General features: G+C 31.6%; 21 protein-coding genes, 2 pseudogenes and 1 riboswitch. Of the genes and pseudogenes, 21 read left to right on the top strand and 2 right to left on the bottom strand.

Features of this window, described 5'->3' with window-relative positions:
• Nucleotides 1-413 precede the first annotated feature (413 nt).
• The 3 genes from B2694_RS12440 to B2694_RS12430 all read left to right on the top strand — a co-directional run bounded on the left by B2694_RS12440 (nt 414) and on the right by B2694_RS12430 (nt 3,789).
• Nucleotides 414-1,424, top strand: a complete 1,011-nt coding sequence (locus B2694_RS12440) for a DUF4037 domain-containing protein (protein ID WP_346886014.1) — start codon at nt 414-416, stop codon at nt 1,422-1,424.
• A 125-nt stretch (nt 1,425-1,549) separates the two neighbouring features.
• Nucleotides 1,550-2,455, top strand: a complete 906-nt coding sequence (locus tag B2694_RS12435; protein ID WP_346886013.1) for an AraC family transcriptional regulator — start codon at nt 1,550-1,552, stop codon at nt 2,453-2,455.
• Between the two features lie 479 nt (nt 2,456-2,934).
• Entirely contained in the window at nt 2,935-3,789 is an 855-nt protein-coding gene (locus tag B2694_RS12430; RefSeq protein ID WP_346886012.1) for an AAA family ATPase, read from the top strand.
• Nucleotides 3,790-4,056: 267 nt separating this feature from the next.
• Here the strand turns inward: B2694_RS12430 and B2694_RS12425 are convergent, their stop codons facing one another.
• Entirely contained in the window at nt 4,057-4,530 is a 474-nt protein-coding gene (locus B2694_RS12425; RefSeq protein ID WP_346886011.1) for a pyridoxamine 5'-phosphate oxidase family protein, read from the bottom strand.
• A gap of 447 nt (nt 4,531-4,977) precedes the next feature.
• Here B2694_RS12425 and B2694_RS12420 point away from each other — a divergent pair, with 447 nt between their 5' ends.
• The 18 genes and pseudogenes from B2694_RS12420 (at nt 4,978) to B2694_RS12335 (ending at nt 25,619) form a co-directional block, all read left to right on the top strand.
• Nucleotides 4,978-5,547, top strand: a complete 570-nt coding sequence (locus tag B2694_RS12420; protein WP_346886010.1) for a TetR/AcrR family transcriptional regulator C-terminal domain-containing protein — start codon at nt 4,978-4,980, stop codon at nt 5,545-5,547.
• A 285-nt stretch (nt 5,548-5,832) separates the two neighbouring features.
• Nucleotides 5,833-7,626 carry an oleate hydratase gene (locus B2694_RS12415; protein WP_346886009.1) on the top strand — a complete coding sequence of 598 codons (1,794 nt, stop codon included), beginning with the start codon at nt 5,833-5,835 and terminating at the stop codon, nt 7,624-7,626.
• 165 nt (nt 7,627-7,791) lie between these two features.
• Nucleotides 7,792-7,901, top strand: a riboswitch (SAM riboswitch).
• Between the two features lie 124 nt (nt 7,902-8,025).
• The gene (locus tag B2694_RS12410; protein WP_346886008.1) at nt 8,026-9,333 is read left to right on the top strand and encodes a Na+/H+ antiporter NhaC family protein; all 1,308 of its coding nucleotides are present in this window, start codon (nt 8,026-8,028) and stop codon (nt 9,331-9,333) included.
• Between the two features lie 289 nt (nt 9,334-9,622).
• Nucleotides 9,623-9,955: pseudogene (locus B2694_RS12405) on the top strand (helix-turn-helix transcriptional regulator); the annotation flags it as partial.
• Between the two features lie 262 nt (nt 9,956-10,217).
• Nucleotides 10,218-10,646 carry a hypothetical protein gene (locus B2694_RS12400; protein ID WP_346886007.1) on the top strand — a complete coding sequence of 143 codons (429 nt, stop codon included), beginning with the start codon at nt 10,218-10,220 and terminating at the stop codon, nt 10,644-10,646.
• 187 nt (nt 10,647-10,833) lie between these two features.
• On the top strand, nt 10,834-11,145 hold the full coding sequence (locus tag B2694_RS12395) for a hypothetical protein (RefSeq protein ID WP_346886006.1): 312 nt from the start codon (nt 10,834-10,836) through the stop codon (nt 11,143-11,145).
• 262 nt (nt 11,146-11,407) lie between these two features.
• Nucleotides 11,408-11,586 (top strand): annotated as a pseudogene (locus B2694_RS12390) (ATP-dependent Clp protease proteolytic subunit); the annotation flags it as partial.
• 345 nt (nt 11,587-11,931) lie between these two features.
• Nucleotides 11,932-12,921, top strand: coding sequence for a helix-turn-helix domain-containing protein (locus B2694_RS12385; RefSeq protein ID WP_414632733.1), 990 nt, complete (start codon nt 11,932-11,934; stop codon nt 12,919-12,921).
• A gap of 228 nt (nt 12,922-13,149) precedes the next feature.
• Nucleotides 13,150-14,940, top strand: a complete 1,791-nt coding sequence (locus B2694_RS12380; RefSeq protein ID WP_346886004.1) for an ABC transporter ATP-binding protein — start codon at nt 13,150-13,152, stop codon at nt 14,938-14,940.
• Nucleotides 14,933-16,675: an ABC transporter ATP-binding protein gene (locus B2694_RS12375; RefSeq protein WP_346886003.1), complete on the top strand. Its 1,743-nt coding sequence runs from the start codon at nt 14,933-14,935 to the stop codon at nt 16,673-16,675. Before B2694_RS12380 ends, B2694_RS12375 begins: the two co-directional genes overlap by 8 nt.
• A 566-nt stretch (nt 16,676-17,241) precedes the next feature.
• Nucleotides 17,242-18,000 carry a class I SAM-dependent methyltransferase gene (locus B2694_RS12370; RefSeq protein WP_346886002.1) on the top strand — a complete coding sequence of 253 codons (759 nt, stop codon included), beginning with the start codon at nt 17,242-17,244 and terminating at the stop codon, nt 17,998-18,000.
• A 201-nt stretch (nt 18,001-18,201) separates the two neighbouring features.
• Entirely contained in the window at nt 18,202-18,888 is a 687-nt protein-coding gene (locus B2694_RS12365; protein ID WP_346886001.1) for a phosphatase PAP2 family protein, read from the top strand.
• Nucleotides 18,889-19,179: 291 nt separating this feature from the next.
• On the top strand, nt 19,180-20,091 hold the full coding sequence (locus B2694_RS12360) for a GTP-binding protein (protein WP_346886000.1): 912 nt from the start codon (nt 19,180-19,182) through the stop codon (nt 20,089-20,091).
• A 16-nt stretch (nt 20,092-20,107) separates the two neighbouring features.
• Nucleotides 20,108-20,977 (top strand): uroporphyrinogen decarboxylase family protein, encoded by an 870-nt coding sequence (locus B2694_RS12355; RefSeq protein ID WP_346885999.1) that lies wholly within the window; start codon nt 20,108-20,110, stop codon nt 20,975-20,977.
• A gap of 35 nt (nt 20,978-21,012) precedes the next feature.
• Nucleotides 21,013-22,083 (top strand): uroporphyrinogen decarboxylase family protein, encoded by a 1,071-nt coding sequence (locus tag B2694_RS12350; protein ID WP_346879249.1) that lies wholly within the window; start codon nt 21,013-21,015, stop codon nt 22,081-22,083.
• A 45-nt stretch (nt 22,084-22,128) separates the two neighbouring features.
• Nucleotides 22,129-22,785 carry a corrinoid protein gene (locus B2694_RS12345; protein WP_346885998.1) on the top strand — a complete coding sequence of 219 codons (657 nt, stop codon included), beginning with the start codon at nt 22,129-22,131 and terminating at the stop codon, nt 22,783-22,785.
• Nucleotides 22,786-22,800: 15 nt separating this feature from the next.
• Nucleotides 22,801-23,820 carry a methylcobamide:CoM methyltransferase MtbA gene (locus tag B2694_RS12340; RefSeq protein WP_346885997.1) on the top strand — a complete coding sequence of 340 codons (1,020 nt, stop codon included), beginning with the start codon at nt 22,801-22,803 and terminating at the stop codon, nt 23,818-23,820.
• A gap of 2 nt (nt 23,821-23,822) precedes the next feature.
• A complete protein-coding gene (locus tag B2694_RS12335; RefSeq protein ID WP_346885996.1) occupies nt 23,823-25,619 on the top strand; it encodes an ASKHA domain-containing protein in 1,797 nt (598 codons plus the stop codon).
• Between the two features lie 201 nt (nt 25,620-25,820).
• On the opposite strand, the gene B2694_RS12330 is transcribed toward B2694_RS12335, so the two are convergent.
• A complete protein-coding gene (locus tag B2694_RS12330; protein WP_346885995.1) occupies nt 25,821-26,063 on the bottom strand; it encodes a hypothetical protein in 243 nt (80 codons plus the stop codon).
• Nucleotides 26,064-26,189: the final 126 nt, after the last annotated feature.

The raw sequence follows: 26,189 nt of genomic DNA, 5'->3' as shown, positions 1-26,189 counted from the left end.
GTGTTTTTGCACTATTATAGTAAATAGTATATTCTGAGTATGATTTCCAAAACTAACATATAATGTTTACAAATATTTTAATTAAGTGTATAATTTTCATATGTAATAGTGTAATTTTGAAAGGTGGAGTGCCATTCGGTCAAATTAGTACTAGGTAATCAAAAAGTATAATTTGGCACGGAGAAGTAAGATAGAATCATTTATTAAAATAGAGTGGTAAAACTGTTTGATGAGACAGTTTATTTGGTGAACCATTTTATTAGTATATGATTTTATTTTACTCTCTAGGCAATTGAACTATCTTTTTATGATAGAAGTCGTAGAGTAAAATCTATGGCTTTTTATTTTATTTAAATTATACTGTTACATTTATATTTTATATAAAAAGATTAATTTAAGAAGGAGATATTATTATGAAAAGACCATATGTGAACTTAAAAAGTGAAAATAAAATTAATGATTTTATGTTAGAATTACAAAATAGTATAAAAAAGCTTAAATCTTTAGAAGGAGTAATTGGAATAACCTTAAATGGAGGGATGTCTCGAGGTTATGTAGATTATCTATCTGAAATTGACATAGTTATTTATTTAGATAAAGAAAATTATGAACTATGGAATAATGGAAAATCACCTATACCAATTGGGATTACAATGGCTCAAAAATATCTTTACGATATAAAGATATTAAATTTGGAGGAAGAAAAACAGAAATCGTGGGATAGTATTGCTTTATGGGATTTATCTTACTCAAGAATTTTATATGATCCCAATGGAGAAATAAAAAAATTTGTAAGAGATAAACTTATAAATAAACCAGAACCATTACAAGCTGAAGGATTACTTTTTGATTGTTGGTGGTATTTTAGATTAGCAGGTGATATATGGATTCATAGGGGGGATACAGTGCAAGGTCATTATATGATGAATAATGCTATCACTAAGTTAGTAGAAGCTCTATTTATAGTAAATGGTGAATACATTCCACATGAAAAATGGATTATTCATTTTAGTAGAACTCTTTCTTGGACACCAACACAATGGGAAACAAGAATTCTTGAAGTAATGAGTACAGGAGATTTATCATTAGAAAGTTTAATTAATAGGCAAAGTGTTATTGAAAAGTTATGGGAAGAAATAGATTTATATATTGTTGAAAAAGAGTGTCCACATTTTAAGCTTAGAGTTATGCAAAAAAGCTTTTATGACTTACTTAAACTGCTATTTGAAAATGATTTTGTAACAGTTGAGGAATGGAGTGAAAATGCCAGTTTATCCTTTTTATCAGGAGAACCTTTTTTTAGTTTTGTAACTATTAAAAATGGAAAAATAATTGTTGATAAAGAAAAAGCTTTTTCAATAAAACCAGAGGATTTATATTATTGGCATTATGAAATTTTAGAAAAAGTATTATTAGAAATATAAGGTTTATTAATAAGTGGTATATTAGTAGAGTGATTAAGAGAAGAAAAATGCTCTTTTTTATTCGCAATGAAGGTCAAGAAATAGAATTTTTTATGATATATACTTTAGATATTGGAGGTGGAAGAATGAGTGAGGCTGAAACTATTATGGCCGTACAACGTATGCAAGAGTACATTGATGTTAATATTTTAAGAAAAATTACGTTAAAAGAACTAGCTGTTGTGGCAGGATATTCACCATGGCATGCTGCAAAACTTTTCAAAGAAGTTACTGGTAAGGCACCATTTGACTATATTCGTGCATTAAGGCTTACTAAAGCTGCGTTAATACTACGTGATAGTAATGAAAAGATTATAGATGTAGCCATGGATTTTGTCTTTGACTCACACGAGGGATTTACAAGAGCATTTTCAAAGGAATTTGGGATGCCGCCAAGAAAATATAGTCAATGTACACCACCAATAAAACTGTTTATGCCTCAGAAAGTTTTTGATACCTACCGAGCATTTCATAAAGGAGGAAAAAAGATGAGTGATAACAATAATACCAAATCTGTATTTGTACAGGTTATTGAGCGTCCTTCACGAAAAGTTTTGTTAAGGCGAGGGAAAAAAGCAACGGGTTATTTTGAATATTGTGAGGAGGTAGGGTGTGATGTATGGTCAGTACTTACAAGTGTAAAAGAAGCCATATATGAGCCAATTGGAATGTGGCTTCCCAAACATCTTATTAAAGAAGGAACATCACAATATGTGCAAGGTGTAGAAGTTCCCATTGACTACACAAATGATATTCCTAATGGGTATGAACTTATAGAATTGCCACCTTGCAAATTAATGATTTTTCAAGGTGAATCCTATAATGATGATGATTTTATGGATGCAATCTATGAAGTGTGGAATCATATTGAAAAATTTGACCCTACTGTTTACGGATATCAGTGGGCACCAGAAACTGCACCAAGATTTCAGCTTGCACCAATGGGATACAGAGGATATATTGAAGCACGCCCTATTAAATCAATAAATTAAATACTAGATACAATAACTATTTTAAAGGCACTAAGATAAAATCTTGGTGCTTTCTTTCTACGTGTTACTTATTGTACTATAATCCTTTTGGTATTATCACTATATACAAGCAATATTGTTAACCTTATAAAAATTATTTTAACTATACCACTTCTGTAATAAAAAACAATTTAAAAATCTAACTTTCATTAGGATGAAATCATAGTGATAGTAGTGCATAGCTGATAATAAAATATTATAATAAAGTAAAAGGTAAATAGGTTTATAGAAAACTATTTATATAGTTAACTAGGGATATATTTAACTATAAAACTATATAACTAGTTAACTAGTTATTCTGTTCATGCGGGTTTGAGGGCTTTTGTTAATTTTTTAAGTAAAATAAAGGTAAGATTTTATACTTGAAAGGTTGTTAAGTATGATGAAATAGAATATGGTGTGAACAGTATTTATATAATGTTATGATAAGGGTGATTATAATGGTTTATTTAAGTGTTTTTACATTTCCAAATGATGATATAGAATTTGATTTTTTACTACAGGAAAAAAGAACATGCTACGACTCCTTTTATCCATTTAAGATATTATCAAAACATAGTTTTGAAAGAATTGATTTTGAACCAGTTACGATTTTATATGGTGGAAATGGTTCGGGAAAATCAACGGCATTAAATGTGATAGCAGAAAAAACAGGAATCAATCGAGATTCTATCTATAATAAATCTAATTTTTATCCTGACTATGTCAATATGTGTGAGATGCAACTTGAAGATGACATCCCTAAAAATAGCAGAATTATAACAAGTGATGATGTATTTGATTATATGTTGAATATCCGAAACCTTAACGAAGGAATTGACCAAAAACGGGAAAAACTTTTTGAAGAATACTTAGATGCAAAATATTCTCATTTCCAAATGAAGTCTATAGAAGAATATGAGCAACTAAAAAAAGTAAATACTGCTAGAAGTAAAACCCAGTCAAAGTTTGTGAGAAATGAAGTTATGGATAATGTAAGAGAGTATTCAAATGGAGAAAGTGCATTTCGATATTTTATTGAAAAAATTGGAGAAAATGGATTATACATATTGGATGAGCCTGAAAACAGCCTTTCTCCCAAACGTCAGATGGAATTAATGAAATTTATCGAGGACTCTGCACGGTTTTTAGGATGTCAATTTATTATATCAACACATTCACCTTTTCTGCTTGCTATGATTGGAGCAAAAATATATGATCTTGACGAAAATCCAGTTGATGTGAAAAAGTGGACAGAATTAGAGAATGTACGTACATATTATGAATTTTTCAAAAGATACGAAAAGGAGTTTTGACGATGTAGGAGAGTAGATAGATGATTAGTATTCTATAGCCAATTTAATAAAGGGAAGAATTTCATAGTAAAAATCAGGTTGATTACGAAAATTTATGGTAGACAGAAGAAAGAAAAGTTAGTGATGTATAATAACTAATTGGAATTGCTTTTCAATTCTAGAGCAGGATAATAAAAAAATATCCCGCAATAAAAAGCGGGATAAATTCTATTAGAAAATTATATTTGGTTTTTATGGCAATTAGACAAAATAAGTTTATCTTTTGTTCTATTTATGATATTTTCCTGTACACTCTACCATATCAAGCTCAATCACAGCTGTACCCTTAATCATTTTATCAGGAAGCTCTTTTCCAGCAAACTGCGGAGTGTACTTTTCAACTAGCTTATTCAACACTTCATGTTTATAATCCAAGTCCTCAAGCAGTGAAGCGTTTCCAAGAATTACAACGCTATTGTACTCTGCCTCGGTGTCACAGGCATTCTCGATGTTGTCAGTCAAGAGACCAAACAATTCATCAACCTCAAAGCATACTTTGGTGTTTCTATTTATATTATCAATTTTTTGTCCCTTTGGTAGACCATGCATATAAATTTTGTTATTGTAATAAACAAAGTGCATGGCAACCACATATGGATAACCATCCTCATTGATAGTAGCGAATCGTCCCGTATCCGCACGATGAAGGAGCTCATCAATCTGCTCCAACGTTAATTGAAACTTCTTCATTCTATGTTGCATAACTTAATTATCCTCCTAATCATGTAAATTTGATTTCTATTCAAGATATATATGTACTTGATATAGAATTAAACATATTGTAGCATAGGAGTTAACCTATTAAAAGATACACTTATATGATATATTATAGGATACACTTTGGTATAAGGATGGTTATAATTATATGATTTATATTCAAGAAAGTTCAAATGATCCAATATAGATAGGGGTTACAATGTAGCACAGATTGTTAGCGAGATTAATAGGTCAGCTGAATTGATCAGAAATACAAAAAAGGTAGATAAAGAAAGACTCATAGCAGAGCAAAGAAGAAAATAAGAATATCTTTTAACATTATTATTGCATACTCACCTTTCTCGTCAGAAGCTAAATATGATGGATAATTTAAAAATAACTTACCATATGTTATAATTTTGAATATAGATAAAGCGTTAAGGAGGTGGCGACTTGGCACAGCAATATACCAGAAAGATGATTCGTGAGGTATTCATAAAGATGCTGAATGAGCGTCCACTTAGCAAAATAACAGTTAAGGATATTGCTACAGCATGTGAGATCAACAGAAATACTTTTTATTATTACTACACAGATGTATATGCACTTTTGTCAGAGATCTTCCAAACAGAACTTCAGACAGTCATTGATGAATATAATGATACACTTTCTTGGGAGGAGAGTTTTATTGTGGCTACTAAATTTGCTTTAGAAAACAAAGCAGCCATTTATCATGTATATAATTCCATGCAGAGGGAAGAATTAGTGAACTATATATATAATGTATCAGGAAATGTCATGATTCAGTATGTTGAAAGAGTAAGAGATGGTATCTCAGCATCTTCAGGAGATAAAAAACTGATTGCATCCTTTTATCAATGTGCCCTCACTGAAATGGTACTACGCTGGATTGCTGCCGGAATGAAGGAGGACCCTGATACTATCATCAGACGAATTGGATACCTCTTCGATGGAAACATTGAGTTATCCCTTAAGCGAAGTGCTGGTTTAAATGATGTTTAGTAGAAAATAATAGGAAAATCCTTTTTTATCAGACATTTTAACCTCAATGACTAAAAGTTAAGTAAATAAACTACGGTGTTCGAATTTCGAACACCGTAGTTTGTTTATCTAATGAAAAAGACACAAAAAAGCTATATCATAGATTTATAGAAATCTTACAGATAATAAGTATCCACAAAATTAGGGGAGAACTTATTAATACTAGTAGAGTGAATATAGAAGAACTCTAAATATAATAGTAGGATTTAGAAAACTATTAAAAAATTAAGAAAGAGGGAGATAATAATGAAATTAAAAACACATGATGATAGACTTACCCTTACAAATGGAAGTTATCATGCTTTAGTAAATGCAAGAAAACCTAAAGGAATTGAAGATAAAAAAGCTTATTTAATTGGTACTGGAATTGGTGCTTTGGCTGCTGGTTGTTTTTTAATTCGTGATGCTCACATGGATGGCAGTAAGATTACCTTCTTAGAACAATTAGATATTCCTGGTGGATCTTTGGACGGAAATGTTCGTCAAAATATGGATTATGTAGCACGTGGCGGACGTGAAATGGGTCATCATTTTGAGGTTTTATGGAGTTTATTTAGTTCATTACCATCTACAGAAGACCCTAATATGACTGTTTTAGATCATTTTTATTACACAAACTACGATGATCCAAACTTTAGTAATTGCCGTATTACTAAAAATCAAGGTGTGCGCTATGACAATGGAAAATTTAATTTGGGCCAAGATTTAGCAAAAGAATTAGCTGCTTTTGTAAATATGCCAGATGAAGAACTTGAAGATAAAACTATGGAAGATATTTTTTCTGAAGAGCTTCTAAACACTGATTTCTGGACATATTGGAGAACAATGTTTGCTTTTGAAAACTGGCATAGTGCTTTAGAGATGAAATTATATATGAATCGTTTCATTCACCATGTTGATGGATTGACAGATCTTTCATCCCTACAATTTTCAAGACATGATCAATACACTTCATTTGTAAAACCTATGATTAAATATTTAGAGGACCATGGTGCTAAATTTGAATATGGAGTTACTGTTGATAACATTGAATTCTCAATTTCAGATGATAAAAAGGTTGCAAAGAAAATAGTTGCAACAGATAAAACTGGAAAAGATATCTCTATTGATTTAACAGAAAATGATTTAGTGTTTATTACTAATGGTTCTATGACTGAAAGTTCAGGATATGGTGATGACAATACTCCTGCACCATTTAATAAGGAGATAGAAGGATGCTGGAAGTTATGGAGAAATATAGCCGCTCAATCAGATGAATTTGGAAAGCCAGATAAATTCTGTACAGATACAGAAAAATCTAATTGGGAGTCTTGTACAGTAACTTGTCATGATGAACGTGTTCCTGAATACATTGAAAAAATCACAAAACGTTCACCATATGGCGGACGTACTGTAACAGGTGGAATAGTTACAGCTCTTGACTCTTCATGGTTGATGAGTTGGACAATAAACCGTCAAGAACAATATTATGGACAACCTGAAAAAGACGTTGTTGTTTGGGTATATGGTTTATTCTCTGATGTTCCAGGAGATTATATTAAAAAAACTATGAGAGATTGTACTGGTAAGGAAATCACAAAAGAATGGTTATATCATATAGGTGTTCCTACAGATAAAATTGAAGAATTAGCAGAATCATGTAGTGCAGTTCCTGTTATGATGCCATATATCACATCTCAATTTATGCCTCGTGCAGCTGGAGATCGTCCATATGTTGTACCAAAGAATGGAGTAAACTTTGCTTTCCTTGGACAATTTGCTGAAACATTAGATGAACCAGGTCGTGATACTGTATTTACTATAGAATATTCAGGACGTACAGCAATGGAAGCAGTATATGTTTTAACTGGAATTGAAAAAGGAGTTCCTGAGGTATTTTCTTCAAGATATGATATCCGCTATTTATTAAATGCGGGTGTATGTTTATTAGATGGAGAAAAACCAAAACTTGATTTACCACCAATGGCTAAACGTAAAGTTTTAAAACAAGTAGCAGGAACAGACATTGAAAAATTATTAAAAGAATATGGAATTATTTAATGACATTTACAGTTAGATAATTTGATTAGAATCCCGAATTTTAAAAAATCGGGATTTTAATTTATATATACTTATTAGAGACTTAAGCAGATATATTATTAAATTATATTGACATAATAATAAACCAATGCTATCCTTATAAAGAATTTAAAAATATAATATAGTATCTTATCAAGAGAGGCAGAGGGACTGGCCCTATGAAGCCCGGCAACCAAAGGTAGTTATTTTAAACTTTATGGTGCTAAATCCAGCAGGATTAACCTGGAAGATAAGAATTAGAAGAACATAACTTCTTGCATTATCTTTTAGGTAAGGCAAGAAGTTTTTTATTTTCAGATGCCTAAGATCACTAAATCTTATACAAAAGAATTAAAACATTAATTAACTAAGGAGGAAAAAATGAAAGATAACTTGAAAAAAGGCAGTGCTATTGCTTTGTTACCATTATTTATTTTTATAGCAGTTTTTATGGGGGTATCATTAGTTACAAAGGACTTTTATGCTATGCCTGTAACTGTACCATTTTTATTAGCAGCATTAGTAGCATTATTTATGAATAGAAAAGCATCATTAGATAAAAAGTTAGATGTATTCTGTAAGGGAGCAGGAGAACCAAACATCATTTTAATGTGTCTGATATTTATATTGGCAGGGGCTTTTGCAGAGGTTGCTAAAACTATGGGGGCTGTAGAAGCTACTGTTAATTTAGGGCTAACATTTTTACCAAGTAACATACTAGTAGCTGGAGTTTTTATAATAGCATGTTTTATAGCAATATCTATAGGTACATCTATGGGAACAATAGTAGCCTTAGTTCCTATAGCTACAGGAATTGCGGCTAAGACAGGTATACCTATAGCTTTAGTGGTTGGAGCTGTAGTTGGTGGAGCAATGTTTGGGGACAACCTTTCTATGATTTCTGATACAACTATAGCAGCTACCAGGACTCAAGGCTGTGAGATGAGAGATAAATTTAGAATGAATTTTACAGTTGTATTGCCAGCAGCAATAATAACAACTTTAATATTTACTTTTATAACATTGGGGCAAGATTCTAAGATAGTAGGGGATTATTCATATAGTTTAGTTAAAGTATTACCTTATGTAGGAGTATTACTTGCGGCACTTTTAGGGGTTAATGTGCTATTGGTGCTAGTTGGTGGAATCTTATTTGCAGGAAGCATAGGAATATTTACGGGAGCCTTTGATATAATAGGTCTAATGCAGGCCATAGGCAAAGGAATTGGGGGAATGTCTGAGCTTGTAATAATTTCAATGATAATTGGTGGAATGGTTGAAATTATAAAATTCAATGGAGGGATTGAGTTTATACTAGGATTTATTACAAAAAGAGTTAACAGTAAAATAGGAGCTGAATTTGGAATTGCCACATTAGTAAGTTTAGTTGATATATGTACAGCTAATAACACTATAGCTATAGTTACTGTAGGGTCTATAGCTAAAGATATATCAAATCAATATGATATTGAACCTAAAAGAGTAGCGGGTATATTAGATATGTTTTCTTGTGTGTCTCAAGGAATTATTCCTTATGGTGCACAACTTTTATCAGCATCAGCATTAGCTAAATTGTCACCATTTGTCATAATGAAATATCTTTATTATCCATATTTAATGGGGATAAGTGCACTTATAGCAATTGTATTTGTACCTTATTTAAAACTAAAAATCAAAGAAAAGCTATAAAAGTATTAAAAGTTGAAAATATCACTGATTAATAGCTAGATTTTATGTTAGTGATGAATATATTGTTGAGTGCATAAATTTATAAAGACATCATTAATACAATATTTTTATAATTACAGAAAAAAGCTTAAGGTAAACCTTAGGCTTTTTTAGTAGGATAAATTAGTTTTATAATTCATAATGACAGTCAATGTCATCATAGCAGTATATGATAAAAGCTTAGTCTATGAATGCAATAAAGGGGAAGATTTTATATATGATATATACTTTAGATATTGGAGGTGGAAGAATGAGTGAGGCTGAAACTATTATGGCGGTACAACGTATGCAAGAATATATTGATGTTAATATTTTAAGAAAAATTACATTAAAAGAATTAGCTGTTGCGGCAGGATATTCACCATGGCATGCTGCAAAACTGTTCAAAGAAGTTACTGGTATGGCACCATTTGAGTACATTCGTGCATTAAGACTTACTAAAGCAGCGTTAATACTGCGTGATAGTAATGAAAAAATCATAGATGTAGCAATGGATTTTGTCTTTGATTCTCACGAGGGATTTACAAGAGCATTTTCAAAGGAATTTGGGATGCCACCAAGAAAATATAGTCAATGTACACCTTAAAGTAATAAACTAAATATTGAATACAACAACTACTTTTAAGGCACTAAGATAATAAAATCTTGGTGCTTTTGTTGTATATATTTGTTTATGCATAGGGGAGAAAACAATCGACATACATTTAGAAAATATACGGATGTGATATAATAGAAGAGAATTAGAAAAAGTTTCCAGGGGTGGAGATGAATTTTTAAAGGAAGATTTTATCGTTGTATATATTCAATCTTCACAATTGTATCGTCATAATGGTTTCAGTTGGACAATGAATCCCCTTATTTCAAGAAATGATATCAAAGAATGTTATAATTTTATATTACAAGAATATTTCATTGATGAGGAGTGTGTAATAATTGGAGGATTTTCAGGGGGAGCAATAACAGCCTTAAATATTACATTTGTTAATGTTATTCCTATAAAAGGGTTTGTTGCCATAGGTCCAGATTTTCCAGAATCATTTATTAAGGATAATGTTAAGCTTGCAGCTGAAAGAGGGGTTAGGAGTATATTTATGGAAGGAGAAGTTATAATACCATGGAAAGAGCAAGAAGAAATGATTAAAGTATTTAAAGAAGTTGATCTTCCCTATGAATTCTATATAAATAAAGGAATAGGACATGCTATTCCACAAGACTTACCTGATAAATTAAATAAGGCATTAAGTTTCATACATAATCGCCAGTGTGTTCTTTAAATTGCATAACAATAATTGTTACTTGTTCACTATTAGCTTGGACAACATCCTTAAGATTTTTCCTTTAACATTTAAAAAATAACCCCATTGCTTTTTTATATGCCTTTTATGAATAGTTATCATATTATTTCAAATACTATTAAATAGTTAGATAAATTTAGATAACCAAGTGGAAGGAAGTTTTTCAATGGATTTAAAAAAATCGTTAACTTGTCCTAAATGTAATGGTGAAAACTTCATTATTAAACGGGAAGCAACTTATTTATATACCTATAAAATTAATTCGCAAAATTTCGATGAAACTACTAAAAGGGCGAAAACAGTACCATTTTTATTTGATAATAGAGAAAAAGAGATATCCAAGGAATATATAGAATGTGAAACCTGTGGAATAAAATATCCACTGTCCCTGGATGAGTTGAAGAATGAAATTGATTTTACTATTCTACAAAAGGCAATTCGTTCAGATTATATAGAAAACCCTGAATTTTTAGGTTAATAGTATAGAAAAAATAGAAAGAAAAGCGTCTTAATTTGTAGTGTCTTTTTTAAAGACATACTATGGATTTAAGGCGCTTTCAATAGTTTAAACTATCATAATTTACATAATAATAAATAAATTAGAAGAAAAATATTGTGTAACACTACAGAAGAGAGCAGATACAAACAAAGTATCGGTTCTTAATATTTCAATAAATTTATAAAAATAGCAATTTATATTAAGGAATTAATATTTAAAATTGATATAATAGGTATAAGATATAAACAGCCATGAAGGCTCTGTAGCAGCAAGTTTTGCTATATATGATACCATGAAGTACATTAAATGTGATGTATCTACAATTTGTATTGGAAGGGTAACTAGCATGGGTGCTTTTTTACTATCTGGTGGAACAAGGGGTAAGAGATTTGCCTACCTAATTCAGAAATAATGATTCACTTCTGATAGTATCTTCCTTAAAGTATCTGTTTTGTGTATAATACTCAACAATTCATCTTCCGTTCTTATAACCTCATTACTGTTCTTAAAATAATTGTTTGCTTCATAATTGTAGCATCATTTTATTTTCCTCATAATTAAACTTTTTAGAAAGTTTAATTGAAGGACTTTATGTTATAAAGAATTATGATAAAATTAAGGAATCAGTGACGAGGTCAAAATCAGAGATTAATAACTATATTCACAGAATTATTAAATTTATATACAATTAACATGTACAAACTAAGGAATATTATATAAAACATGATAATTTTATGTGAGACATAATGAAAGAAGGTGTTTATAATAAGTATTTTATCAAAAGAAAAGAATCTATATGATCCAGAAGTTAAAGTTGATATACAAAGGGATGATTGTACTGTATATAGGATGGAAAGTGACAATGGAGAAGGTATCATGACAAGTTATAAGGTGTTTCCGGGAATTGAACTTTTATACAACGATTTTAATATGGAAAATTGTTTTCACAATAAACGTCCTTGTTATGACATAATGGAAATTAACCATTGTAGGCAAGGTCGTTTTGAATGTGATTTTGATAATGGATCATATGTGTATCTGGAAGAAGGGGATTTAGCTGTAAATATGTTAAGCAATAGGACAAAAAATTCTTGTTTTCCTCTGGAACATTATCAGGGTGTTTCTGTCGTAATTAATCTTGTGGAGGCTGCAAATTCAATTTCTTATGCACTAAAGGATATATCTATTAATCTCTATGAGTTACGTGATAAATTATGTTCTAACAACCAGTGTTTTATTATGAGAGCAAGGGATTCGGTGGAGCATATTTTTTCTGAGCTTTACACTATACCAGATAAAGTAAAACATGGTTACTTTAAGTTAAAAGTGTTGGAGTTATTATTATTTCTCAGTGTTGTTGACGTAGCTGATAAACGGGAAGAGCGTCCGTATTTTCATAAAAGCCAGGTTGAAATTGTTAAAGATATGAAGAAATATATGACAAATAACTTAGAGTATCATTATACACTAGAGGAGCTTTCAGAGCATTTTTCTATACCGCTTACTGCTATGAAGCTTTGTTTTAAGGGTGTTTATGGGGTTTCTATTTATGCATTTATGCGTTCATATCGAATGCATGCAGCTGCAGTTTTACTGCGCCAAGGGACAGATAGTGTTACGGCTATTGCTAACAAAGTAGGATATATAAATTCCAGCAAATTTGCTTGTGCATTTAAACAAGTCATAGGTATGTCACCGGTAGAATATAGAAAAACAAATAATCTGAATGGAGCGATATACGACCGTTTGGAGTAGAAATCAAATGTAGAACATATTATAATATTTTTCTGTAAGGAGGATAAAATGCGCCAGAGAGGTGCTTTTTCTTAATACTTTAGTTAGCATAAACTAACTAAATTGATCCATTAATTCCTTTCTGTAATGAAAAAGAATTGTGTGGATTTAAAAAATGTAATTTTATAATTGGGATTAGTTAGCTATAGCTAACTAATTACAATTCAATTAAATTAGGGGGTGGTTCATTTGAACAGCAACAAAAATAAAATCTCAGCAATACTTTCCTTTGCAGGAAAATATCAAGTATTAACAATTTTAGGGTGTATCCTCTCGGGTATTAGTGCTGTGCTTTCTCTTATGCCTTTTGTATATATTTGGTTTATTATAAGAGATATTTTTATGGTATTGCCAAATGTATCTCAGGCAACAAATCTTGTTCGTTACGGCTGGATGACAGTAATTTTTGCTTCAGCAAGCATTCTTGTTTACTTTATAGCCTTAATGTGTACGCATATATCTGCGTTCCGTGTTGCAAGAAATATGAGAAGTAAGGCATTACATCATATTGTTAAGCTGCCACTTGGATATTTATCTGAGCAAGGTAGTGGAAAACTGCGTAGGATAATTGATGAAAGCTCAGGTCAAACAGAGACTTTTTTAGCTCATCAGCTTCCTGATTTAACAGGGGCTTATATAACACCTGTGGCAATGATTATATTACTATTTACTTTTGATTGGCGTCTTGGAGTAATAAGTATTACACCTATGTTAATTAGTTTCTTGTTCATGTCTAAAATGGCGGGATCTACCATGAAAGAAAAAATGGGAGAATATCAAAATGCACTTGAGAATATGAATAATGAAGCAGTGGAATACGTTCGCGGGATTCCTGTTGTTAAGACATTTCAGCAAAGTGTATTTTCCTTTAAAAACTTTCATGACTCAATTATGCATTATAAAAAATGGGTAGTTGAATATACAATTTCTCTTCGTATTCCGATGACATGTTTTACAGTTTGTATTAATGCAATTTTTGCATTTTTGATTCCTGCAGGAATTCTTTTAATTGCTTCAGCTACAAATTATGAAGTGTTTTTGCTTGACTTTATATTTTATATTTTATTTACTCCATATTGTACTGTTATGATGACACGAATTCTTTTTTCAAGTGAGAATTCGATGCTAGCTAAGGATGCGGTAAGTCGTGTAATGAGTATTTTAGAAGAAAAGCCACTAAAAGAATCAACACATCCACTACAACCAAAGGATGCTTCTATCACTTTTGATAAAGTAACATTTACCTATAAGGACGCAAGGCAGCCTGCGCTGAACAATGTATCCTTTCACGTTCCACAAGGAACAACAGTAGCTCTTGTTGGCCCTTCGGGTGGAGGGAAAACTACTGCTGCTAGCTTGATTCCAAGATTTTGGGATGTGGATAGTGGAAATATTATGGTAGGTGGCGTTGATGTGAGGAATATTGCTACTAAGGATTTAATGAATTGCATTTCATTCGTTTTTCAGGATACACATTTATTTAAACAGAGTTTGTTAGATAATATTTGTTCTGCAAAACCAAATGCTTCTCGAGAAGCTATTATAAAAGCTATAAAAGCGGCACAGTGTGAAGATATTATTAGAAAAATGCCAAATGGTATCGATACTGTAATTGGCACAAAAGGCGTATATCTTTCAGGAGGTGAAGCTCAGCGTATTGCACTTGCTCGTGCGATTTTAAAGAATGCTCCTATTATCTTGCTTGATGAAGCAACTGCCTTTGCAGATCCCGAAAATGAGCATCAGATACAAATGGCATTGGGCGAATTGACCAAAGGAAAGACTGTTCTAATGATAGCTCATAGGCTTTCTACAATTCGTAATGCAGACTGTATCATAGTTATAAAAGATGGAATGATCGTTGAACAAGGCAATCATAATGAGCTTCTTGATGAAAAGGGATTATATTCAAAGATGTGGACAGACTATAAGTCCTCTACGAGTTGGAATGTAGGAAAGGAGGCTGTTTCCAATGGTTAACTTCTTAAGAAAGCAATTTGCACTTAGTAAACAAGGTGCAAAGGATTTAATTAAAGCAATTTTAGCATGCACTATTACGGATATTAGTCTAATGTTCCCTGTGGGAATACTGTATATGTTGTTGAAAGACTTTACTTCTCCTCTCTTGGGTAATGAAACAATCACACCGAGTTTTTGGTTATATGTTGGCATTTCAGTATTAATTTTAGGAGTTATTTTTGTATTGCAATATATTCAGTATAATAGAACATTTCTTGCTTCTTACAAAGAAAGTGCTAATAAACGAATATCTATTGCAGAACAACTCCGCAAAATACCGCTTTCATTTTTTGGTAACCGGGATTTGTCTGATTTGACAACTACAATTATGACAGATTGTGCAGGACTTGAGACGGCATTTTCACACTATATTCCTGAATTTATTGCTTCAGTTATATCAGTTTTATTTATAGGAATTAGTCTATTTATCATGGAATGGAGAATGGCGTTAGCTCTCTTATGGGTAGTACCTGTTGCTTTTCTAATAACGGCAGGTGGGAAGGTACATCAGGATAAAATTAATTTGATGAATAAGCAGGCTCAACTTGAGCGTGCAGATGGTATTCAGGAATGCATAGAAACAGTTAAAGAAATCAAGGCAAATAATCAAACTGAAAAATACTTATCTGAACTAGACAATAAGCTGAAAGCTTCTGAAAAAATTAGTATAAAGGCAGAACTTCATGTAGCTATGTTCGTTGTATCTGCACAAATGATTTTGCGTATCGGTGTGGCAACGGTGGTTTTAATAGGGTCTATTCTTTTAATTAATGGTGAAACGGATTTTTTTACATTTCTGATGTTCATGATAGCTGCATCTCGAGTATTTGATCCTCTATCCGGATCACTAATAAACCTTGCAGCGATGTTTAATTCTTTACTACAAATAAAGCGTATGAAAAAAATAGAAGAGCAACCTATCCAGACAGGAACAGAATTAGTTAGCTATCAAGGATATGATATTTGTTTTGAACATGTTGGATTTGCATATAATGATGGTGAAACGGTACTGAAGGATGTTTCCTTTACAGCAAGGCAAGGTGAGGTAACAGCACTTGTAGGACCGTCAGGTGGAGGCAAAAGCACAGCTGCAAAACTAGCAGCACGATTCTGGGATGTTACAAAAGGTAAAATAACACTTGGCGGGGTAGATATAAGTGGAGTTGAACCAGAAACATTACTTTATAATTTCTCAATTGTATTTCAAGATGTAGTACTTTTTAATAATACGGTTATGGAGAATATTAGACTTGGTAAGAGAAATGCTACTGACGAAGAGGTTCTGGCAGCAGCAAAAGCCGCCCAATGTGATGAGTTTGTAAATAAAATGCCAAAGGGATATCAAACAATGATTGGTGAAAATGGCTCAACTCTTTCAGGAGGGGAAAGACAGAGAATTTCAATTGCAAGAGCCTTGCTTAAAGATGCTCCTGTAGTGTTACTCGACGAGGCAACAGCATCTTTAGATGTAGAGAATGAGTCTTATATTCAGAATGCTATAGCACACTTAGTAAAAAATAAAACTGTTTTAGTCATTGCACATAGAATGAGGACAATAGTTGGAGCAGATAAAATTATAGTTTTAGAAAATGGAGAAGTTGCCGAACAGGGGAATCATGAGGAGTTGTTAGCCAAACAAGGACTTTATAATAGATTATGGTTAATACAATCTAAAGCAAGTCAATGGGAAATATAAGTAATTAAGATAAACTTTATTTTTTCATTGGAACAACAAAATTGTGCTCAAGTAGTAATATGCAATGAGAATTTTTCGGATAATATTAATGATGAAAGTAGGTCATGTTAAGATAAAGTGAACAATGGGAAGTTTTTTATTTGATTTAGTAAAAGCCTGCAGCATATTGCAGGTTTTTATATTTAAATATTATCAATTAAAGGTATATAATTTATATGTATAATAATGTAAATATAAATTAATTATAATAAAAGATACATAAATAGTTCATATTTGCTTGTCTGCTAAAGGTGAGTTTCAAAAAGCAGTAATATGTACAGGGGTAGCCCTTAGATTTTTCAAATGGCGATAATATTAAAGAGAGGTTATATTATCAATACTTAGCAAAACAGGAACAGTTTTCTTTTAAGGTTGTTGTTATAATAAAATTAACTTATTAGAACGGGGCAGTTAGAGGTGACATTGAATTAAAGAAAGAATCGAAAATATTATTAGTACAAGGTCATTGTATAGTATGTCCCTCCAATAAGTATTTATGATAAATTAAGAAAGAAAGGTGATAAATGATGTTAAGTTATTATGGTAGATTATCTTCAGAAGTATATGATATGGATAAGCCTATAGGGCATTCTTTTGGAGATGTAGAATTTTACATGAATAGATTAGAGCCTTGCAAAGGACCTATTCTTGAACCTGCAACAGGAACGGGGCGTATATTAATTCCGCTTTTAGAAAAAGGATTAAATGTGGATGCATTTGATATTTCAAAAGAAATGTTAAATATATGTGAACATAATTGTAAAGAAAGAGGTTTGAAGCCTAAACTTTTTGAAGCTAAAATGGAGTCTTTTTCACAAGATACAAAATATGATGCTATTATAGTGCCAACGGGAACCTTCCTTCTACTACATAATAGAGAAGATTCAATAAAAGCATTACAAAACTTTTATAGGCATTTGTCTAATGGTGGTAGATTAATTGTTGATATATTTTTGCAAACAGATATTTCAACAGGTACAGTTTCCACAAAAACTTGGGACTGCTCTAATGGAGATATAATCACATTAGAAAATAAAATTGTAGAGGTTGACTATATAAATCAATATACCATTTCCCATGGGAGATATGAAAAGTGGCGTGAAGGGGTACTTTTACAAACTGAATTGGAACGGTTCCCATTAAGATGGTACGGTGTAGAAGAGTTTAGATTAATACTTGAAAGTATAGGATTTAAAAATATTGTGATTTCTTCAGATTATAAATTTGGTCAGTATCCATCAAATTCTGAGCAAGTCGTTACCTTTGAAGCTGTTGCTGCTAAATAGAAGTATCTTAATGTTCCCTCAGACTATGGTCTGAGGGATTTTTCCTTTAGGGAGTGATCAAATACGAAAAAGTAATAGCTTTGTGTAGTAGATATAAAAAGTAATATTTAAATTTTTGATTAATTATAAATGTTAATGTAGATAAAAAATTACAAATAATATAATATTAATATATAATATTCTCGTATGAAGGTGAAATTTATGAAATGGTTACTAGAAAAATATAATGTGAAAACTATAAAACCATATTTATGGATATTTTCCATAGGAGTAATTAGTATGTGCTACTTTCTTATAAATCATTATCAAAATCCCAAATTACATTCCGTATATACAGATATAGATGATTTAATTCCTTTTGTAAGTGTATTCATTATTCCATATATGATGTATATGCCAAATTTAATAATCTCACTTATAATAATGTGTTATTGTGATGAGGAAAGATATTTCATTTCACTTTTGACTTTAAATATAGTTAATTGTATTTGTCTTATAATTTATCTAAATTTTCAAACCTATGTTCTAAGGCCAATAATAATCCATGATGATTTTCTATGCAATTTTGTAAAGTTTATATATAGTAGGGACAACCCCTATAATTGTTTTCCTAGTATTCATGTAGCAGCAACTTTTTCAGCTTTAAAGGGAATAAATAAGCTTAAAAATATACCAACAAAATATAAGATTGGATTTAATATAGTTGGATGGTTAATTATAATCTCAACTCAATTTGTAAAACAACATGTGATTATAGATTTGTTAGCTGGGTTAGTTTTAGTGGAGGCTGTTTATAAGATTATAGAATATTTATATTACAATAAACATTACCTAAAGGGATTTATTAAAAATAAAAAGAAATATGATGAAAAGGGTATGGCACAATAACTATGAAGTTGTGATATTGATCCCTCTCAGACTTATGTTTGAGAGGGATCTTTTTATGTTGTTATTTTTCTTATTCTTTTGTAAACATATCTTTAATTTTGTGATGGGTAACTACAATATATCAAAGAAATCCATGTAATTAATTCCTATATTAAAGTTACAACTAAATATATAATGAAATTTAATGTATAGGTAAATTCAATTGAATGACAACTTTCTATTTGAAATTCAAATTAGACTGCCTTAAGTGTAGAATATATAATTAAGAGTATTGATGTATGGAGGGGAATTATGGGTACTAACATAAATATTGTTTCGGGATTTTTAGGGTGTGGAAAGACAACATTTTTAAATAAAGTAATTCCAAATATGCAAGGAAGTAATGCTTTAATTGAAAATGAATTTGGCAATATTGGCATTGATGGGGATTTAATACAGCATAGCCTTCCAATTAAGGAGATTTATTCAGGGTGTATTTGTTGCACAGTTAAAGAAAATTTTAATAAAGCCTTAGAGGAGTTAGTCTTAGAGTATAAACCAGATAATATATTTATTGAGCCTTCAGGTGTAGGTAGTTTATCAGATATACTAAAGGTTTGTAATAGGGTTTCCTCAAATTCAACCTTAAATATAAAGATTAAGGATGTTATCACCATTGTAGATGTAGATTCCTTCAATGATTACAGTGAGAACTTTGGAAGTTTTTATTTAGATCAAATAGAAAATGCTCAGATGATTTTTTTAAGTCATTTTGAGAATCTAGTGGATAGTGAAGTTGAAGAGATTATTGAGAAAATAAACTTAATAAATCCCAAGGCTACAATTTTTAAAGAGCCATGGATTTCTTTATCAGGGGAAGAAATTATTGAAACAATAAACAGTATGGAATCCTATGAAATTGAGTTAAAGGATAGGCCTGCCTTTCTGGCAGCTAATAAGATGTTTCAAACTTTTTCTATAGACAAGCTAAGGGCTTTTTCAGAGGAAGAAATAGATAAAATATTACTTTCTTTAAATCAACAGGAGTATGGTTTTATTGTAAGAGCTAAGGGAATTATTCAGCTTTCTACAAAGAAACTGGTTTACTTTGATTATACCCCACACCATTATCATTGGGAGTATTTAGAAACGGTAAAAACTACAAAGGTAACCGTAATTGGCAGTAACTTAGATAAGAAAAAAATAGTAGGAATTTTTTATTAATAAATTAGGGGGTACCATGGGAAAAATAATTGATTATAAATGTACATATGGTAATGAACAGGGAATTAGTAAAGAAATTATTGAAAAAACTAATTTAAAATTTCCTGATGCTTATAAAAATTGGGATAGTATGGTGATACTTGCCAAGGAGCTTAAGGAATACTATAAGACCAATGCTTGTACACTCCCCTTCTGTCATACTGTGGAAGGGGAGGCACTAGGGGGAAAAGTTAATCTTGGGGATGAGAATATAGGACCAAGAGCCAAAGAATATATTTGTACAACTATAGAAGAACTGTTGTCTTTACCTAAAATTGATTTTTCAAAGGGAAGAATTTCCGAAGTTTTAAAAGCCTGTAAGTCTTTGAGAGAACAAGGTGAAAATGTGGTTTTAAATGTTTCGGGACCATTTACAATAATGAATGTTTTAATTGAACCAAGAGTTGTTTTCAAAACCTTTAGAAAGAATCCAGAGTTAATTAGGGAAGTTTTTAATAAATTTCAACATGAAATAATTGAATTTATAGAAGAAGCACAAAAAGTAGGGGTGAACATTATTAGCTATGCAGACTCTTCTGGGGGAGTTAATATTCTTGGACCTAAGTTTGCAGAACAAGTAGTGGAAATGTTTACTTATCCTTTATTAAAAACAATGGATAAAATCATAAATAAAGAAATCATAATAGTACTTTGTCCGAAAACTACTTTTTCTTTATTAGGAACTGATAAAGCAGTGTGGAAGGATGTTTCTTTAGGAGGACCTTTAAACTATGAAGAAGGTTTCATAAACGCTATAGGACTAGCAAAGTTTGTTGGACAAACATGCATGAAAAATAAAGACTTTCAGTTAAAAGATGGGGTTATTAAAACCCTTGAATTACTATAAATAAATTGAACCTTAAAAAAAGGAGATGGTTGTATATGCACAAGGATGATAAAATGACCCCAATTGAAAGGTTAAATGCCTTCATGACAGGAAAACCTATGGACAGAATACTTGCAATGCCTGTAGCTTGCTCTATGTCTGGACTAGCATTAGGAATGACCCACAAAGAGAAAAGAAGTAGTGCGTTAAATGAAGCTAAAGCACAGATAGCTTGTTATGAAAGGTTTGGAAACGATTTATTAGTGGTTGAATATGGATTACATGGTGTAGGTATTGCATTAGGTAGTAAGATGAATGATCCAGAGGAATCTGTACCAGCAATTATGAGTTATGTCTTAGAAGATTTAAATGATATAGATAAACTTGATATGTCAAAGTTAGAATTAAAAAATGATAAACTTTTCCAATTACATATTGAGGCTGCAGAAATATTAATTGATAAGCTAGGTAAAGAGGTTCCAACAGGGGTTTTAATATCTGGACCCTTTACTGCAGCAGCAAGTATTTATAAAACAGAAAATTTTTTAAGAGCAACCAGAAAAAATCCAGAAAAAGTACATGAGTTAATTAAGTTTTGCACAGAAGCATTAAAGATGATATGTAGAGAATTTATAAAACGAGGTGTTCTTATATTGCTATGTGACCCAATTGCATCAGGAACAATTCTTAATAGAAAACAATATTTAGAATTTGTATTACCTTACACTATAGATTTAATGCAGGATATTCATGAGGCAAAAGGCTTAGTTTGTTACCATATTTGTGGAGACACAACATCAATAGTAGGGGACATGGTAAAGTCCGGTTGCGATATGTTAAGTATAGATAATAGAGTTGATTTAGCTTACACAAAACAAGTAGCAGGGGATAAAGTTCCAATTCTAGGTAATGTAGACCCAGTAGAAGTTCTAATTTTAGGAAGTACACAGGAGGTAGATTCTGCAGTAAAAACTTGCATGCAAAAGGCTTATGATAGTCCTTGTGGCTATATTTTAGCATCAGGTTGTGACCTTTCAGGAAATGTTCCTTTAGAGAATATTGATCAATTTATGGCCTCTGCAAGAAAATATGGAAAGTGGCCAATAGATCCGAAAAATTTCATGTAAAAATACATGTTTAAAAAATTTTGTAATTAAAATGGAGGAATAATAATGACAGAATCTAAAGAACAATTATTAAAAAGATTATCCGATGGCGTATTAGAGATGGAAGAAGAAGAGGTAATAGAAGCCTGTGAGGAATATGTAGAGGCAAAGTATAAAGCCTTTGATGGTATTATGGAAGGACTTGTAGATGGTATGAACCGTGCAAGTCAATTATATGAAGAGGAAGAATATTTCGTAACAGATGTATTACTATGCTCAGATGCAATGTATGAAGGGCTATCAATATTAAGACCTCATCTTCCTATAGAAGAAGAAGGAAACAGCAAACCAAAGGGAGTTATTGGAGTTGTAGAAGGAGATACCCATGACATAGGAAAGAATCTAGTAAAAATTATGATGGAAACTGCTGGTTTTGAAATGATTGATTTAGGAAGGGATGTTTCGCTTAAAAGTTTTGTAGACAAAGCTAAAGAAGTTAACGCTTCTTTTGTATGCATGTCAACCTTAATGACAACAACTATGTCAGGAATGGGAAAAGTTATTGAATTGTTAAAGCAAGCAGGAATTAGAGATGAAGTTAAAGTCCTTATAGGTGGAGGACCAATTTCTCAAAAATTTGCAGATACCATTGGTGCAGATGGGTACAGTTCCAATGCTGTGGAGGCAGTAAAATTAGCAAAAAAAATGCTTAATATAGCTTAGAAAGAAGGATGTAATATGATATCTCCAAGAGAACGATTAAATATGGTTTTGGGCGGAGAACAGGTTGATAGAGTTCCATGTATTTGTCCTGGTGGCATGATGAATATGGTTACAACAGAAGTAATTGAAGACCTTGGAATAGATTTTTCAAAGGCTCATAGTAATGCACAAACTATGGCTGATTTAGCTACTGCAGTATATGAAAAGGGCTGTTTTGAAAATTATGGAGTTCCTTTCTGTATGACCATTGAGTCTGAGGAGTTTGGAGCAACAGTGAATATGGGGTCAAACATATATGAACCTCATGTTGTGGAGTATGCAATAGATTCAGTAAAGGAATGGACGAAACTCCATGAAATTAACTTTAATCAGGGAAGAGCTAAAGTAGTTATTGATGCAATTAAGTTATTAAAAGCAAAGGGGACCCATGTTCCTATAATAGGGAATTTAACAGGGCCAATAAGCACTGCTAGTTCTGTTATGGAACCTGTAGTATTTTATAAAGAGCTGAGAAAAAACAATGAAGAAGCTCACAAATATGTTGATTATGTTACCGATCAATTAATTTTATTTGCAAAGAAGCAAATAGAAGCAGGGTCAGATATAATTGCTATTTCTGACCCTAGTGGAACTGGTGAAATCTTAGGACCAAAGTTATTTGAAGAATTTGCTGTAAAATATATCAATAAGCTAGTGGATGCTATTCAAGAAGTACAGGGAAAAACTATTGTGCACATATGTGGCCAAATGAAAAATGTGTATAAAGAGGTAAATAAAATAAAAAGTGATGTTCTAAGCTTTGACTCCATTGTTAGTATGAGTGAGGCAAGAAAAAACTTAGGAGATAGATTACTTATGGGTAATGTAAGTACCTATACAATTGAATTTGGAGAGCCTAAGAAGGTTTCTGAGTTGACTAAGAAATGTGTTAAAGATGGAGTGAATATAATTTCTCCTGCCTGTGGACTTGGAATGAAATCTCCTCTTACAAATGTTAAAGCAATCCTTGAAACTTTAAAAAAGGAGATGCTATAGAAATGCCTAAGATTTTTATTAGACAATTAGGTAAGGACTTTGAGTATGTTCCAAAGAAAAACTTACTACAGCTATTATTAGAAAATGATATTTTTGTAGATAATCCTTGTAATGGAAATGGTTCTTGTGGGAAATGTAAGGTCAGGGTGTTGGAAGGAAATCTTCCTCCACTTTCCAAAGCGGAAAGAAAGCTATTGAAAGAAGATGAAATAAACGCAGACATAAGACTTTCCTGCTTGGTAGTACCAAAAGAAGATATTAAAGTTGAAATTCTGCAAAAGGAAAGAAAACATAAAATACTTACTACTGGGTATGTACCTGAATTTGAGTTTAATCCTACAATTTATAAAAAAATCTTTGAAATAAAAATGCCTACTTTAGAAACTCAAAGTCCTTTTGAAGATTCTTTATGTGAGGCCCTTGGGTCTAAAAAGGTCAACTGGAAGTTACTAAGGGACTATGAACGCAGCTATGGAACTGTAACTGGAGTATTTAATGACAGCGAGTTAATTGCCCTTGAAGCAGGGGATACTACTGAGTTTCTTTATGGTGTTGCCATTGATATAGGAACTACAACGGTGGTTGCAGCATTAATTGATATGAACAATGGTGAGGAATTAGCTATAGCTTCAAGAATTAATCCCCAAAAGAAGTTTGGGCTAGATGTTTTAACTAGAATAACCTATGAATTAGAACATCCAGAGGGTTCAAAAGAAGAGTTACAGAAAACTATTGTACAGGCTATTAATGAAATGGTTGAAGAGTTATGTAGTGAGGGAAAAGTAAAGAAAGAAAATATTTATGAAATTTCTATTGCTGCAAACTGTACCATGATGCATTTCCTTTTAGGTGTTGATGCAACATCAATTGGAAAATCTCCATACGCTCCTGTATTTACAAAGGCAAAAAACATATCAGCAAGTGACCTTGGTATAAAGGCTGCTAAGTGTGCAAGAGTATATTGCCTTCCTTCTGTATCCTCTTACATTGGAGCTGATATAGTGGCAGGTGCCTATGTTTGTGAATTACATAAAGCTGAGGGAAATATACTATTTATAGATATTGGAACTAATGGAGAGATAGTTTTATCTAAGGGTGGAAGATTACTTTCCTGTTCCTGTGCAGCAGGACCAGCATTAGAAGGAATGAATATAAGTTCAGGGATGAGAGCAGCAGAGGGCGCTGTTGAAGATGTGGAAATCACTGAAAAAGGAGTAGACCTTAAGGTTATAGGAGAGGAAGACCCTATAGGGATATGTGGAAGTGGCATACTAGCAGCAGTGAAAGAGCTTCTAAGAACAGGAATTGTAAAAAACAATGGAGCATTTATAAAAAAAGAACAACTAGAGGAATCTGATTATCGATATAAGATGATACAATTAAATGGGAATAAAAGAGAATTTATTTTAAAAGGTACTCCAGAACAGCTACTAATAACTCAAGGGGATGTTCGTCAGGTACAATTAGCAAAAGGCGCTCTGCTTTCAGGATTTTATGCCTTGTTAAAACAAGCTAAGATTGATATGGGCGAATTAGATAAGGTGATGATAGCTGGACAATTTGGCGCTCACCTACCAGCAGATAGCCTTGTAGGTACAGGGATTTTGCCAAAAGAGGTAAAGGATAAACTAGTATATATAGGGAATTCTTCTAAAACTGGAGCATATATGGCACTTATGTCTGTTAAAGTTAAGAAAGAAATTGAAGATTTAGCAGGTGAAATGGAATACATGGAACTTGGAGCCTCAGAGGGATATGAAAAATTATTTTCACAGTGTCTTATATTTGGAGATAAATAAGAAATCCCATAAAACAGATAAATAAGAGGCATATGCCGTAAAGCATAGGTCATAAAATAAAAATATATGAATTATCTTTGGAAAAGCATAGGTAATTCATATATTTTTTTATTCTCGTTTAAGTAGAGAACCCAAATCTATGATTTGGTGTGAATCACTTACTCAGCGAACGCAGTAAGTCGAGTTTCAATTATTAAGTATTTAACCCTCTATTTGCTGTGAAATAAATTGCTTAATTTTAGATAAGCCTCCATGTTTAAATTTTAAAGTATAGTAATCCTTTGAAATATTAATAAGTTCAATATCAATAATATCTAAATTTAACAGTGCTTCCTCTATTTTTTCTAAAGTTCCATCTTGGGAATTTTCAATTACTGCTTGCTTTGTTTTTAATCTTATCCATTCCATAAGCATAGTATTATAGTTGTTTTTTATAAAATCCATATCCAGGCCTCCTTAAAGTAAAATTATAAAATATAAGAATGATCTATATTACTCCTTATATTTTATAAATTTGTGTTTTATACCTTTGGGAATAAATTTAATTGCCTCAGTTGTAAATCGAAATGC

This window comes from Clostridium sp. UBA4395, from assembly GCF_002390995.1.
GTDB classification, from domain to species: domain Bacteria; phylum Bacillota; class Clostridia; order Clostridiales; family Clostridiaceae; genus Clostridium_J; species Clostridium_J sulfidigenes.
Note: the sequence above shows the minus strand (reverse complement) of the source record. Positions and strands in the feature narration are given on the sequence as shown.

What these genes read in the sequence shown, in the direction of transcription:
- B2694_RS12440 (WP_346886014.1), top strand. Translation starts at nt 414, where the DNA reads ATGAAAAGACCATATGTGAACTTAAAAAGTGAAAATAAAATTAATGAT.
- B2694_RS12435 (WP_346886013.1), top strand. Translation starts at nt 1,550, where the DNA reads ATGAGTGAGGCTGAAACTATTATGGCCGTACAACGTATGCAAGAGTAC.
- B2694_RS12430 (WP_346886012.1), top strand. Translation starts at nt 2,935, where the DNA reads ATGGTTTATTTAAGTGTTTTTACATTTCCAAATGATGATATAGAATTT.
- B2694_RS12425 (WP_346886011.1), bottom strand. Translation starts at nt 4,530, where the DNA reads ATGCAACATAGAATGAAGAAGTTTCAATTAACGTTGGAGCAGATTGAT.
- B2694_RS12415 (WP_346886009.1), top strand. Translation starts at nt 5,833, where the DNA reads ATGAAATTAAAAACACATGATGATAGACTTACCCTTACAAATGGAAGT.
- B2694_RS12410 (WP_346886008.1), top strand. Translation starts at nt 8,026, where the DNA reads ATGAAAGATAACTTGAAAAAAGGCAGTGCTATTGCTTTGTTACCATTA.
- B2694_RS12400 (WP_346886007.1), top strand. Translation starts at nt 10,218, where the DNA reads ATGAATCCCCTTATTTCAAGAAATGATATCAAAGAATGTTATAATTTT.
- B2694_RS12395 (WP_346886006.1), top strand. Translation starts at nt 10,834, where the DNA reads ATGGATTTAAAAAAATCGTTAACTTGTCCTAAATGTAATGGTGAAAAC.
- B2694_RS12375 (WP_346886003.1), top strand. Translation starts at nt 14,933, where the DNA reads ATGGTTAACTTCTTAAGAAAGCAATTTGCACTTAGTAAACAAGGTGCA.
- B2694_RS12370 (WP_346886002.1), top strand. Translation starts at nt 17,242, where the DNA reads ATGTTAAGTTATTATGGTAGATTATCTTCAGAAGTATATGATATGGAT.
- B2694_RS12365 (WP_346886001.1), top strand. Translation starts at nt 18,202, where the DNA reads ATGAAATGGTTACTAGAAAAATATAATGTGAAAACTATAAAACCATAT.
- B2694_RS12360 (WP_346886000.1), top strand. Translation starts at nt 19,180, where the DNA reads ATGGGTACTAACATAAATATTGTTTCGGGATTTTTAGGGTGTGGAAAG.
- B2694_RS12355 (WP_346885999.1), top strand. Translation starts at nt 20,108, where the DNA reads ATGGGAAAAATAATTGATTATAAATGTACATATGGTAATGAACAGGGA.
- B2694_RS12350 (WP_346879249.1), top strand. Translation starts at nt 21,013, where the DNA reads ATGCACAAGGATGATAAAATGACCCCAATTGAAAGGTTAAATGCCTTC.
- B2694_RS12345 (WP_346885998.1), top strand. Translation starts at nt 22,129, where the DNA reads ATGACAGAATCTAAAGAACAATTATTAAAAAGATTATCCGATGGCGTA.
- B2694_RS12340 (WP_346885997.1), top strand. Translation starts at nt 22,801, where the DNA reads ATGATATCTCCAAGAGAACGATTAAATATGGTTTTGGGCGGAGAACAG.
- B2694_RS12335 (WP_346885996.1), top strand. Translation starts at nt 23,823, where the DNA reads ATGCCTAAGATTTTTATTAGACAATTAGGTAAGGACTTTGAGTATGTT.
- B2694_RS12330 (WP_346885995.1), bottom strand. Translation starts at nt 26,063, where the DNA reads ATGGATTTTATAAAAAACAACTATAATACTATGCTTATGGAATGGATA.